Source organism: Streptomyces sp. SL06, assembly GCF_058244745.1.
This window is the reverse complement of sequence record NZ_JBSYOT010000002.1, coordinates 1,465,910-1,478,034: the sequence shown is the minus strand read 5'-3', so window position 1 is coordinate 1,478,034 and position 12,125 is coordinate 1,465,910. Positions and strand designations below refer to the sequence as shown.

Sequence of the window (12,125 nt, the reverse complement as noted above, 5' to 3'; positions counted from 1 at the left end):
GCCAAGCCGTCAGGCCCGGCCGTTCGCGGCGCCGACCAGGTCCGAGACCTTCACGAAGCGGTAGCCCTGGCGGCGCAGTTCGGGCACGACCTGCCGCACCGCCTGTTCGGTCACCGGGGCGGCGCTGCGGGTGCAGTGCATGACGACGACCGAGCCCGGCCGCACCCCGTCGAGCACCTGCCGGGCCACCGCGTCGGCGTCGGTCGCGAACGCGTCGCCGCTCACCACGTCCCACTGCACGGCGGTGACCCCGGTGGCGGTCAGTTCCTTGAGGACCGCCTTGTCGTAACAGCCGCCGGGGAAGCGGAAGTACGGCATCGGGTTCGCCACCCCGGCCTTCTCGAACGCCGTGTACGCCCGCTCCAGGTCCGCCCGCATCCGCTCCCTGGGCACGGTGGGCAGGCCGTAGCAGTCGTCGGTGTAGGCGTAGTGGCTGTAGGAGTGGTTGGCGATCTCGAACCCGGGGTCCCGGCCGATGGACCGGGCCTCGTCCGGGTACTCCTCGGCCCAGCGGCCGGTCATGAACACCGTGGCTGGCACCTTCAGCCGGCGCAGCGTCGCGATCAGCTGCGGGTTGTCGAACCGTTCGCCGGCCGCCGCGCGCGGTCCCTGGTCGGCGGTCATGTCGGCATCGAAGGTGAGGGCGACCGTCTTTCCGTCGGCGCGGGGACCGTGCTCGAAGACGGGCGTCAGACCGGCGGGGCCGGGCGCGAGTGTCGGCGGCCCGGACGGGGCCGGCTTCGAGGGGGCCGCCGGGCTCGCGCTCGGCGCCGGACGGGGTTCCTGCCGGGCCTCGGTGCTCCCGCAGGCGGCGAGGACGACGGAGGCGGTGGCCGTGGCGCACAGTGCGGTGGCGCGTCGTACGAGAGTAGTCACCGCACGAACGTATGAGTGTGATGTTCGGTTTGTATGACTATGTGGGGTGACGTGCCCGGGGGGTCACCCTCCCGGGCCAGACGGCGTCGGATGCCGCGCCGCTCGGCCCTGTGCTCGCGAAGCTGCCGTTACCCGTCATGTGGCGGAGCGTGACTGATTTGCGAGGTCCGTAGCGGGGCATGCGGGTTGACCCGGCTCTCATACGCGCGACGCGCGTCGCGCTGGGCGAGGCGGTCGTGGTGGAGGACGTTGAGCACGTCGAGAAGGTGCCCGGTGCCGCGCACCGGGCGGAACATCTCGGAGATGTGGACGGTGTCGCCCGGCCGCGCGCACGCGAGCAGTCCGGCTCGCATCGGACCCCAGCTGCCGGCAAATCCCGTCAGTAGCCGGTATCCAATCTGATTGGATCTGTGCCGCCGTCAGGACCCCGAAGACCTGGGTTCATCGGACGCAGTGTCTGGGTTCCCAGGACGGAGAGCAGGGCGAGGCGTTGGGCGTCTTCGGTGGCGGGTCTGGCCGTGTAGACCATGATGCGCAGGTGGTTGCCGGCGACGTGGAGGACGTCGCAGTCCAGGGTGAGGGCGCCGACGGTGGGATGGTCGATGGTTTTGCGGCTCGACTGGTGCTCGGCGGTGGTGCCGGTGTCCCAGAGGTCGGCGAAGCGGGCGCTTCGCCGTCGGAGCTGGGTGATCAGGTCGGTGAGCACGGCGTCGTCCGGGTAGAGGGCGCTGGTGCGGCGGAGGTCGGAGGCGAGGAGCTGCTGGAGGGCGCCGTTGGATTCAGGGGTGTGGCGTACGCGGGTGGTGGAGGTGACGAAGGCGCGCCAGGCGGCGTTGAGGTCGGGGCCGGTCCACTCTCCCATGAGGGCGGTGTGGAGGGGGTTGGCGAGGAGCTGGGTCCAGGTGGCGTCGTAGACGGCGACGGGGGTGTCGCGCAGGCGGTCGAGGATGCGGTGGACGCCGGGGGTGATGTGGCGGGGGACCGTGCCGGGGCCGGGCGCGGCGAGTCCGGCGAGGCGGAAGAGGTGCTCGCGTTCGCCGCTTTCCAGGCGCAGGGCGCGGGCGAGGGCCTCGATGATCTGGGGCGAGGGGTTGGTGGCGCGCCCCTGTTCGAGGCGGACGATGTAGTCGGCGGAGATCCCGGCGAGGTGCGAGAGTTCTTCGCGCCGCAGCCCCGGGGCGCGTCTGCGGCCACCGGCGGGAAGGCCGGCCTGGTCGGGGGTGACGCGGTCGCGCCAGGCGTGCAGGGCTTCGCCGAGGTCGGTTGAGGACATGCCGCCATTGTGGCAAAGGTGGTCTTTGCCTTTCCTGGTACTGATGGTCCCAGGATGGCGGGTCTACTGCCTAATGATCGGAACGGTGCGCATGCTGGCTGCATGAGCGAAACACGAGCATCCCGGGGCACTCCCGTTGTCGGGTTCATCGGGCTGGGCGATCAGGGCCTGCCGATGGCCTGGGCGATCGCCGGAGCCGGGTTTCCCCTGCGTGTGTGGGCCCGCCGCCCCGCCTCCCTCGAAGCGCTGGCCGGGGTGCCGCACGAGGCGGCGGGCTCGGTCGAGGCGCTGGCGGCCGTGTGCGACGTCGTCGCGCTGTGCGTGGGCACGGACGAGGACGTCGAGCGGCTGGTCGGGCAGATGCTGCCACACCTGCGGGAAGGCGCGGTCGTCGTCAACCACGGCACCGGCGTCCCGGCCACCGCCATCCGTCTGGCCGAGCGGTGCTCGGCCAGGGGTGTCGCGGTACTGGACGCCCCGGTCAGCGGTGGACGCCCGGCGGCCGAGGAGAAGCGCCTGACCTGCATGGTCGGTGGTCCGCATTCCGCTGCCGAGCGGTGCCGGCCGGTGTTCGAGGCATTCTCCGCGCACGTCGTGCACCTCGGGCCGTCCGGTGCGGGGCAGACGGCGAAGCTGTTCAACAACGCGCTGCTGATGCTCAACCAGCGGTCCATCGCCGACATCGTGGCCTTGGCCGCCCGGATGGATGTCCAACTCGGCCCGCTGGTGGAGATCCTCAAGGTCGGCAGTGCCTCCAGCGCCGCGCTGAGCCTGCTGAACACGATGGTCCGCCCCGACAACGTCGAGTACCTCTCCCAGGTCGAGGCCCTGGACATGGAGCTGTTCGACCGGGCTGTGCGCGACGCCGGTACCGACCCGGGCGAGGTCACCGAGCGGGGCCTGTCCGGGGCCCGCGCCCTGCCCGCACTGCTGTCCCGCCTGAACGGCTGACCCGGACATGGACACGAGCATCTCCGAGGTCACCCAGCTGGTCCTGCGTGAACGCCAGAGCCGGGACCGCGGCCGGTACGAGCAGATGGCCGCTTCCTACAGCGCCGACAGCCACATCGAGATGAGCTGGTTCACCGGCAGCGGCGCCGGGTTCACCGCCCGGACCCGCGCGATGGCCGACCGCGGCGACATCGCCGTGCACCGGCTGGGCCCGCCCACCGTCCACGTGGCCGGCGACCGGGCGCCGGCCGAACTGCCGCTGATCATCGAGTGGCGCATCGACGTGAACGGAGTCGAGGCCGACCTCGCCTCCTCCTGCCGCTCCCAATACCGCGCCCGCCGCGAGGTGGACGGGGTGTGGCGCATCGTCGCCATCACCTCCGTCTACGGGAAGGACACCCTCACCCCCGTCCTTCCCGGCACGACCCTGGACCTGGACACCGCGGAGCCGGCCGCCTTCCGGCCCTCCCACCGGTTCCTGTCCTGGTTCCTCAACCGCCAGGGCTACCCCCTCACGGGCGACGACCTGGGCGACGACCGGCCTGGACACGTCGCCGAGCAGTACCGCAGCGAGTTCGCCCGGCTGCACCGCACCCCCACCGACCCGGCCGCCTGAGCTGAGCCGGCCCCCTCGAAAGGAAACACCCCCCATGAGCAAGCTTGCTCTCGTCACCGGCGCGACCTCCGGCATCGGCAAGGCGTTCGCCGAGCGCTTCGCCGCCGACGGCTACGACCTGATCATCGTCGGCCGCCGCCGGGAACGCCTCGCCGAGTTCGCCTCCGCCCACCCCGAGGTCAAGGTCCGCACCGTCACCGCCGACCTCTCCACCGAAGAGGGCATCGACACCCTCGCGGCGATCTGCGCCACCGAGCCGCTGGACATGCTCGTCAACAACGCCGGCGTCTCCCATTACATGCCGCTGGCCGACCTGCCCGCCGCCAAGGCCCGCGAACTCATCAACGTCAAGGTCCTCGCCCCCACCCAGCTCATGCGCGCCGCGGTGGGCCCCATGCAGCAGCGCGGAACGGGCACCATCCTCAATGTCGCCGGCATGATCGCCTTCTCCGGACCGGCGGGACCCGAGGTCATGCCGCGCCGGGCCGTGTACGCGGGAACCCTGGCCTACCTGGTCGCCATGACCCAGACCCTGGCCGCCGAGGTCGCGGACTCCGGCGTCACGGTCGGCGTGGTCTGCCCCGGCGTGGTGGCCACCGAGTTCCACTCCTCCCAGGGCCTGGACATGAGCGCCGTACCCCGCATGAGCGCCGACGACCTCGTCACCGGCGCCCTGCGCGGACTGGGACTCGGTGAGACCGTCAGCGCCCCGGGCGTCGAGGACCCCCAGCTCCTGAAGGACGTGTTCACCGCCGACCTCGCCGCCTTCGGCGGCCAGTCCCCGGCCCTCGCCACCCGCTACACCAAGTAGCCACAGCAGGCGACGGCCTCTTGGGCCGCACCCTCGCCCCGTCCGGGCGCCACACCTTCCCCTCGGGGGTGCGGCGCCCGCCTCCTGCCGCCAAGCCCGCAGCCGCGCGCATCAGCGAGGCGATGAGAAGGACCACGCCGACCGGCGCGGCCGGCGAGCAGACCGCCACCGAGGGCTACTGCCGGGGTGCCCGGCAACCTGATTCGCCGCGTCGAGGTGTGGCCCAACGATCGGGCCGGGCCGCGCTGAGCCCGCCGAGGTCCTTCGCGAGCGCGGGGCGTGGCGCGCCGCCCGGTGCGGTCTGAAGCCAATACGAGCCGTTGACCTGCGGAATCTCCGTCATGCGGCCCCGAGTACCCGGTGCCGCGGCTTCAGTGACCGGGCGGTGCGCCCCTCCCGCCGGGCGCGTCCCCCGCTATCCGCGCCAGGGGCCGGTCACCGCGAACGTCGTGCCGGGCGTGTAGCAGTTGACGTACATCGTGTCGCCGTCGGGGGAGAAGGTGACGCCCGCGAACTCGCCCCACGCCGGGTCGTCCGCCGTCCCGATGTTCTGGGCGCCGCGGGCCATCGCGTACACCTCGCCGCGCCGGGTCACGCCGAAGACGTGCTGGGCGCCCTCGCCGTCCTCGCAGACCATGAGGCCGCCGCTGGGGGCGAGGCAGATGTTGTCCGGGGACTCGCCCGGCAGCCGCACATCGGTGTCCGGGCCGAAGACGATCACCAGGGTGAGCCGGCGCCGCTCGGGGTCGTAGCGCCAGATCTGGCCGTAGTGGTCGGCCGCCGAGCCCTCGGCGCTGTGGGCGAAGGACGACACGAAGTACACGCACCGCCCGCCCCAGTAGCAGCCCTCCAGCTTCTGCGCGTGGGTGATGCCGCCCCGGCCGAAGTCCTGGAGGCGGATGGGCGTCCCGTCGGCCAGCGGATCGGGTACGTCCACCCACTCGATGCCGTCGAACTCGGCGCCCGTCTCCTGGATCGAGGACAGGTCGGGCACCCCGGGCACGCGCATCGCCTGGAGGCTGCCGCCGGCCCGCAGCGAGCCGGTGCCGCCCAGCGGCTTCCGCGGCAGGAACCGGTAGAAGAGCCCGAACGGGTGATCGAACGCGTCCTCGGTCTCGTAGACGACGCCCCGGCGCGGGTCCACGGCGATCGCCTCGTGCTGGAAGCGGCCCATCGCGGTCAGCGGCACCGCCCCGGTGCGGTGCGGGTCGACCGGGTCGACCTCGAAGATGAAGCCGTGGTCCTTGGTGTAGCCGCTGGTGCCGGCCCTCTCCTCGGTCTCCTCGCAGGTCAGCCAGGTGTGCCAGGGGGTGGGCCCGCCCGCGCAGTTGACGGCCGTACCGGCGATCGCGACCCGCTCATCGAGGACCCGGTCGTCGGAGTCCAGCGCAAGCGCCGTACAGCCGCCCTTGCCCTGCGGGTCGTAGGTCAGGCCCTCGACGGTGGGGACCGGGACACGGGCGTCGGCGCGGTTCTCGTGGTTGCGGACGAGATGGACGCGGGCCCGGCCTCCCCGCGAACTGGCGGGGAAGGCCGACATGCCGTCGTGGTTGGAGGGGACCGGGCCCTCGCCGGAGCGGAGCCGGTCGCCCTCGCGGGACAGGACCCGGTAGCGGAAGCCCTCGGGCAGGTCGAGCAGGCCGTCCGGGTCGGGAACGAGCGGGCCGTAGCCGGTGCGGCCCAGGGTCTGCGCCGCGGAGGTGCCGACGAAGAGTTCGGAGAGCGCTCCGGTGAAGGCGATGCCTGCGCCCAGGGCTCCGGTGCGGGCGAGTACCTGGCGTCGGGTTGCGGACATGGGGGGTGACCTTCCTGCTGGCGGACAGGATTGCGACCCCGCCGTGTCTATCACCTGCCGGGAGCCCCGGGAACCACGCGCGCGGCCCGTGTCACCGCCCGGCGGACCCGCACCCGCGCCTTCTCCCGGCCGTCCCCGGACGAGCGGCTATATGGGTGCCCGCGTCGTCGGCGCGGTGACCTTCACCGGCCCGGTACCGGTGGCACTGTGCCGTTCGGCCCAGTTCTCCAGGGCGGTGCGGCAGGCGTGGTCCAGGTGGTGCAGCCCGGACAGGTCCAGCTCGACCGGGCGGTCCTGGGGCAGCGACTCCAGGCTGTCCAGGATCTTCGGCAGCCGCAGGAAGGTCGCGTTGCCCGACAGATGCGCCTGGACGGGACCGGCGCCCTTGTCGACGACCTCCAGCCTGAGATGGGACGCCTCCCAGGCGGTCTTGGCCACGGAGAGCCCCAGACCGATCAGCACGCCCTCGAACATGTTCACCGCGACGATCGACACGGCCGTGACCACCAGGATCAGCACCTCGCCCCGGTGACCGCGCCACAGCGCCACGATGCCGCGGAACGGGATCAGCTTCCAGCCCGCGTGGACCAGGACGCCGGCCAGGGCGGGCAGCGGGATCAGCGCCAGCGTGGACGGCAGCAGCGCGGCGAACAGCAGCAGCCACACGCCGTGCAGCACCCGGGACGCCTTGGTCCGCGCGCCCGCGTCGACGTTGGCCGAGCTGCGCACGATGACCGCGGTCATCGGCAGCGCGCCGAGCAGGCCGCACAGGGAGTTGCCGGCGCCCTGCGCCATCAGCTCCTTGTCGTACTGGGTGCGCGGGCCGTTGTGCAGCCGGTCCACCGCGGCGGCGCTGAACAGGCTCTCCGCGGAGGCGATCAGGGTGAAGGCGACGATCGTGCCGAGGACGGACACGTTCGCCAGCCGGCCGAAGGCGTCGGCGCCGGGCGGCTGGACCGAATCCAGCAGGCCGTTCACCTCGACCGTCGCGACCGACAGTCCGAAGAGGGCGGTGACCGCCGTGGCGAGTCCCACCGCGGCCAGCGCGCCCGGCACGGTCCGTACCCGTTTCGGCAGCCGCTTCCACAGCACCATCACCGCGATGGTGCCCGCGCCCAGGGCGAGCGAGGTGAGTGCCCCGGTGCTGCCCAGCACGTCGGCGGCGGCCCCGGGCAGCCCGGCGAGTTTGCCGAGGCCGGAGGCGGGCGCCTCCAGTCCGGCGGCCGAGTACAACTGGCCGGCGATGAGCACGAGGCCGATGCCCGCCAGCATGCCCTCGACGACCGACAGGGAGATCGCCCTGAACCAGCGCCCCAGCTTCAGGGCGCCCATCACGAGCTGGACGAGACCTGCGGCCAGCACGATCACACCGAGCGCGGGCAGCCCGTACGCGTCGACCGCGCCGAAGACCAGCACGGTCAGACCGGCGGCCGGGCCGGAGACCTGGAGGCTGCTGCCCGGCAGGAACCCGGTGACCAGGCCGCCCACGATGCCGGTGATCAGGCCGAGTTCGGCCGGTACACCGGAGGCCACGGCGACGCCCACGCACAGCGGGAGCGCGACCAGGAACACGACGAGCGAGGCGGTCAGGTCCTGCCGCCAGTGCGGGAACCGGCGGCCCTCCTCGGTGACCTGGGTCATGCCGGCGCTCACAGCGACTCGAACGCGTCGGTGTCCGCGTGGTGTTCGCGCACGACTCCGGTGTGGACCTCGTAGTACCAGCCGCGCATCCGCAGCCGGCCCTCGGTCAGCCGTGCCAGGACGCAGGGGTAGGAGCGCAGCCGCAGCAGTTGCGCCAGGACGTGGTGCTGTACGGCGGCGGCGACCGTGGGGTCGGCCGGGTCGCACGGCTTGGGCTCGTCCGCGGCGTGCGCCAGCCAGTCGCGCACGGCGGGTACGGCGGTCAGGTCGTCCCCGCGCACCAGCGCGCCGACGGCCCCGCAGTGGGAGTGGCCGCAGACCACGATGTCCGTGACGCCGAGGACCTGGACGGCGTACTCGACGGTGGCCGCCTCGCCGGAGGGGCGCTCGCCGGCGTACGGCGGGACGATGTTGCCCGCGGTGCGCAGCTCGAAGAGCTGGCCGGGCCGGGCGCCCGTGATCAGGGCCGGTACGACCCGGGAGTCGGAGCAGGTGATGAACAGGACTTCGGGCGACTGGCCTTCGGCGAGTCCGGCGAACTCCTCAGGGCGTTGTCCGAACATACGGGCGTTGTCGATGAGGGGCTGCATGCGGTGATTCCTCCTGGCGCGCAGTGGGGGCGCGTCGGACGGGCAGGGCAGGGGTGGGGCACAGGTGGGGGAGGTGCCTGCCGTCCCTCAGCAGCGAAATATCTGAAGTGCCGCCGGGGAGCGGTCCGTCGGGGTTCTGGACCCGTGGTCGGCCGGTGTGCCGGACGTGAGCGGCGCGGGCTCGACAGCGGCGCACTGCCGCGGCAGCGGGCGCTCGCACGCCTCGGACCGGGATGCGGTGAGGGTGCGGTGCCGCGCGGGGGCGGGACCGTGCGGATTCCCGGACCGGCCCCTGTCGCGGCAGACGATCCGCTCCTCCTGCGAGGCCGGGCCGGAAAGGGTGACCGCGGGTTGAGTATTGGCCATGACATCACGGCCTGTATGCGCGAATGCGAACGACGCGGTGGGGGCGAAGAGGTGGAGGGCAACCAGGACGGCGGCGAGGAGTGGAATCCGCGTTCGAGCCGTCGCGCCGTCGAACATATGCCCCCCCTCCAGGCAGTTCACGCCCACGATGTGTGCCGGTGCATGGTCGGTGCACGGCCATCGATTGGTCAACGCATGGTCAATGCGTGGTCAAGAAACACGTTAACCCTGTGAGAGGCTTTGCAGGGTTAACGCAGCGTTACGGGTCGAAGAGAGCCTGAAAATCGCGGTTCGGTTGGCGCGATCAGAGCGTTTTCGGGGCGTTTCGGCGCTCAGGGCGTGTCGACGAGCCGCGCCGCGTCCCGGGCCAGCGCGGTGAGCCGGGAGATGGCCCGGAAGTACTTCTTGCGGTACCCGCCCTTGAGCATCTCCTCGCCGAAGAGCCGGTCGAAGGGCAGTCCGGAGGCGAGGACGGGCACCTCGCGGTCGTAGAGCCGGTCCGCGAGCACCACGAGGCGCAGCGCCGTCGACTGGTCGGGCACCGGGCGCACCCCGGTGAGGCACACGGCCGAGAGGCCGTCGGTCAGGGCGCCGTAGCGGCTGGGGTGGACGCGGGCGAGGTGGTCGAGGAGCGCGGAGAAGCCGTCCAGGCTGGCGCCCTCGGTGGCCCGCGCCGCGCGGCTCACCTGTTCGTCGGAGTACGGCGCCGGCGCCTCGGGCAGACCGCGGTGGCGGTAGTCCTCGCCGTCGATGCGCAGGGCGCGGAAGTGGGCGGACAGGCCCTGGATCTCGCGCAGGAAGTCGGCCGCCGCGAACCGGCCCTCGCCGAGCCTGCCCGGCAGCGTGTTGGAGGTGGCGGCGAGCGCGACGCCCGCCTCCACGAGCCGGGCCAGCAGGCTGGAGACCAGGACGGTGTCGCCGGGGTCGTCCAGCTCGAACTCGTCGATGCACAGGAGGCGGTGCCCGGACAGGGTCCGCACGGTCTGCTGGAAGCCGAGGGCGCCGACGAGGTTGGTCAGCTCCACGAAGGTGCCGAAGGCCTTGAGGGAGGGTTCGGCGGGGGTGGCGTGCCACAGGGAGGCCAGCAGGTGGGTCTTGCCGACGCCGTAGCCGCCGTCGAGGTAGACGCCGCGGGGGCCGGCGGGGGTCTTCGGGGCCCTGCTCCGGCCGAGGCCGAGGAAGCCGCGCCGGGCGTTCGCGCCGGGTGCCTCGCCAAGGCCGGTCGCGAAGTCCTCAAGGACCCGGACGGCCTCGTGCTGGCTGGGCCGGCCCGGGTCCGGGATGTAGGTGCTGAAGCGGACCGAGTCGAAGCGGGGCGGGGGCACCATCTCGGCGACCAGGCGGTCCGCGGGCACATGGGGCTCGCGGGCGCACAGGGACGGCGGGGCCGCCCCCGTTATCGGGGTGGGGCCGGAGGACGCGGGGGTGGAGGACGCGGGGGTGGAGGACGACACGATGGTCCATGGTAGGGCCTGTCAGGGGGGCGGCCGTGCGGGTGTGCCCGGCGCCTGCTCGTGCGCCTGTCCGGGGCGGGGCGCGACATCGCACCGGGTCCACGGCGAGGACGGGACACCGGCGCCGCGCGCAGGCGGCGGCCGGCGTGGGACGGGTCGTGGCCGCATGGAACACTGCACGAATGCGACGTCTGTTCCCTGTGACCGATCAGACAGCCGGAGCGGGTTCCGACGGTGCCGACCGGGAGTGGAGCCCGGCCGAGCTGGCCGCCGCCTACGCCTACCCCGGGCCGGCCGGCCGGCCGCAGGCGTGGCTGCGGGCCAACATGGTCTCCAGCCTCGACGGGGCCGCCCAGCACGACGGCCGCTCCCAGCCCCTGTCCAGCGCGGCCGACATGCGTGTCTTCGGCACCCTGCGCGCGCTGGCGGACGTGGTGATCGCCGGAGCGGAGACCGTACGGCGGGAGGGATACCGCCCGGCACGCGCGCGTGCGGAGTTCGCGGAGCCCCGGCGGGCGGCCGGGCAGGGCCCGGTGCCGGCGGTCGCGGTGGTCAGCGCGAGTCTTGACCTGGACTTCTCCCTGCCGCTGTTCACCGCGCCGCTCGTGCCCACCCTGATCCTGACCGGAGCCGCCGCGGCCCAGGACCGGATCGCGGCGGCCGAGAAGGCGGGCGCCCGGGTGGTGGTGGCCGGTGACGGCGCCGGGGTGGATCCCGCCCGTGCCGTCCGGGCGCTCGCCGGGCTCGGACACACCCGGCTGCTGACCGAGGGCGGTCCGCGGCTGCTGGGGCAGTTCGTCACGGCCGGCGTGCTCGACGAGCTGTGCCTGACCGTCTCCCCGATGCTCACCGCGGGCGACGCGCAGCGGATCGCGGGCGGGCCCCCCATGGAGGTGCCGCGACGGTTCGCCCTGGTGTCCCTGCTGGAGGAGGAAGGTTTCCTCTTCAGCCGGTACCGGCGTGACTAGGCCGAACCCCGGCCCGGCCGGCTGCGGCACCGGACAGGGGTTCGGTCGTTACCGCGCTGCCGGGAATCAACGGAATCTTTCGTTCCGTTTAGTTCGCGCCGGGCACACTGAATCCGGCAGTACCCGTGCGATCACGGGGCAGGATGGTTTCCGCAGGGTCTCGTACGGCCTACGGAGGGTGGGCCCACGGGCCCTCGAAGGAGAAGGGGCGCCTGGTGTTCACAAGCGTTTTGATGATTGAGAAGGCCCTGACGTCCGCCGACGTGGAGTTCGTCACCACCTTGCACGGCGAGGAGACGGTCGCCTTCCACGTGCTGCTCCAGCCGCGCGGCGATCAGGCGGACCGGCTGCTGAGAGCCATCGACGACGTCGCGCTCGGCGAGCTGGACGACGCCGTGCGGGAGGGGGAGACCCCCGAGGGCGACGCGGCGCAGAGCGTGGGGCAGCGGGCCCTTGAGGTCTCGCTCACCGCCCTGCGCGCGTCCGGCGCGCAGGCCGAGGGCCGGCTGATCGAGGACCACCCGCTGGACGAGCTGAAGTCCCTGGTCGCGGAGATCGCCGCCGACGAGGTGATCGTGCTGACCGATCCGCACTACGTGGAGGAGTTCTTCCACCGGGACTGGGCCTCCCAGGCCCGGCACAAGGTCGGCGTACCGGTCCTGAAACTGTTCTCCCACAGCAAGGCATAGGCTGGGGCCGCGCTCTCGCCCGGGGGCGCGCCCACCGCCGTACCGGCCGCCGGCGCATCGCCGCGCCGGCCCACCACCCGTCGCACCTCTGGGGA

The 12,125-nt window shown here is 72.7% G+C and carries 11 protein-coding genes; 5 read left to right on the top strand and 6 right to left on the bottom strand.

Features of this window, described 5'->3' with window-relative positions:
- Positions 1–9 precede the first annotated feature (9 nt).
- Both AC4IHM_RS06555 and AC4IHM_RS06550 read right to left on the bottom strand, forming a co-directional pair.
- Positions 10–876, bottom strand: coding sequence for a polysaccharide deacetylase family protein (locus tag AC4IHM_RS06555; RefSeq protein WP_490866145.1), 867 nt, complete (start codon positions 874–876; stop codon positions 10–12).
- A gap of 379 nt (positions 877–1,255) precedes the next feature.
- Positions 1,256–2,149 (bottom strand): helix-turn-helix transcriptional regulator, encoded by an 894-nt coding sequence (locus AC4IHM_RS06550; protein WP_490866144.1) that lies wholly within the window; start codon positions 2,147–2,149, stop codon positions 1,256–1,258.
- Between the two features lie 102 nt (positions 2,150–2,251).
- Here AC4IHM_RS06550 and AC4IHM_RS06545 point away from each other — a divergent pair, with 102 nt between their 5' ends.
- Genes AC4IHM_RS06545 through AC4IHM_RS06535 form a run of 3 tightly spaced genes read left to right on the top strand, consistent with a single transcriptional unit; the run spans position 2,252 to position 4,527 of the window.
- Entirely contained in the window at positions 2,252–3,100 is an 849-nt protein-coding gene (locus AC4IHM_RS06545) for an NAD(P)-dependent oxidoreductase (protein WP_490866143.1), read from the top strand.
- Between the two features lie 7 nt (positions 3,101–3,107).
- Positions 3,108–3,716 (top strand): nuclear transport factor 2 family protein, encoded by a 609-nt coding sequence (locus AC4IHM_RS06540; protein ID WP_490866142.1) that lies wholly within the window; start codon positions 3,108–3,110, stop codon positions 3,714–3,716.
- Between the two features lie 34 nt (positions 3,717–3,750).
- The gene (locus AC4IHM_RS06535; protein WP_490866141.1) at positions 3,751–4,527 is read left to right on the top strand and encodes an SDR family NAD(P)-dependent oxidoreductase; all 777 of its coding nucleotides are present in this window, start codon (positions 3,751–3,753) and stop codon (positions 4,525–4,527) included.
- A 415-nt stretch (positions 4,528–4,942) separates the two neighbouring features.
- On the opposite strand, the gene AC4IHM_RS06530 is transcribed toward AC4IHM_RS06535, so the two are convergent.
- The 4 genes from AC4IHM_RS06530 to zapE form a co-directional block, all read right to left on the bottom strand.
- On the bottom strand, positions 4,943–6,322 hold the full coding sequence (locus AC4IHM_RS06530; protein ID WP_490866140.1) for a PhoX family protein: 1,380 nt from the start codon (positions 6,320–6,322) through the stop codon (positions 4,943–4,945).
- 147 nt (positions 6,323–6,469) lie between these two features.
- On the bottom strand, positions 6,470–7,963 hold the full coding sequence (locus AC4IHM_RS06525; protein ID WP_490866139.1) for a SulP family inorganic anion transporter: 1,494 nt from the start codon (positions 7,961–7,963) through the stop codon (positions 6,470–6,472).
- 8 nt (positions 7,964–7,971) lie between these two features.
- On the bottom strand, positions 7,972–8,553 hold the full coding sequence (locus AC4IHM_RS06520; RefSeq protein ID WP_490866138.1) for a carbonic anhydrase: 582 nt from the start codon (positions 8,551–8,553) through the stop codon (positions 7,972–7,974).
- Between the two features lie 698 nt (positions 8,554–9,251).
- The gene (gene zapE, locus AC4IHM_RS06515; protein ID WP_490866137.1) at positions 9,252–10,373 is read right to left on the bottom strand and encodes a cell division protein ZapE; all 1,122 of its coding nucleotides are present in this window, start codon (positions 10,371–10,373) and stop codon (positions 9,252–9,254) included.
- Between the two features lie 182 nt (positions 10,374–10,555).
- Here zapE and AC4IHM_RS06510 point away from each other — a divergent pair, with 182 nt between their 5' ends.
- Entirely contained in the window at positions 10,556–11,341 is a 786-nt protein-coding gene (locus tag AC4IHM_RS06510) for a pyrimidine reductase family protein (protein ID WP_490866136.1), read from the top strand.
- A 215-nt stretch (positions 11,342–11,556) separates the two neighbouring features.
- A complete protein-coding gene (locus tag AC4IHM_RS06505; RefSeq protein WP_490866135.1) occupies positions 11,557–12,030 on the top strand; it encodes an indole-3-glycerol phosphate synthase in 474 nt (157 codons plus the stop codon).
- Positions 12,031–12,125 lie beyond the last annotated feature (95 nt).

Bases quoted from the DNA above. Each gene is read 5' to 3' on its own strand.
- AC4IHM_RS06545 (WP_490866143.1), top strand. From the start codon at position 2,252: ATGAGCGAAACACGAGCATCCCGGGGCACTCCCGTTGTCGGGTTCATC.
- AC4IHM_RS06510 (WP_490866136.1), top strand. From the start codon at position 10,556: ATGCGACGTCTGTTCCCTGTGACCGATCAGACAGCCGGAGCGGGTTCC.
- AC4IHM_RS06535 (WP_490866141.1), top strand. From the start codon at position 3,751: ATGAGCAAGCTTGCTCTCGTCACCGGCGCGACCTCCGGCATCGGCAAG.
- AC4IHM_RS06540 (WP_490866142.1), top strand. From the start codon at position 3,108: ATGGACACGAGCATCTCCGAGGTCACCCAGCTGGTCCTGCGTGAACGC.
- AC4IHM_RS06550 (WP_490866144.1), bottom strand. From the start codon at position 2,149: ATGTCCTCAACCGACCTCGGCGAAGCCCTGCACGCCTGGCGCGACCGC.
- AC4IHM_RS06525 (WP_490866139.1), bottom strand. From the start codon at position 7,963: ATGACCCAGGTCACCGAGGAGGGCCGCCGGTTCCCGCACTGGCGGCAG.
- AC4IHM_RS06520 (WP_490866138.1), bottom strand. From the start codon at position 8,553: ATGCAGCCCCTCATCGACAACGCCCGTATGTTCGGACAACGCCCTGAG.
- AC4IHM_RS06530 (WP_490866140.1), bottom strand. From the start codon at position 6,322: ATGTCCGCAACCCGACGCCAGGTACTCGCCCGCACCGGAGCCCTGGGC.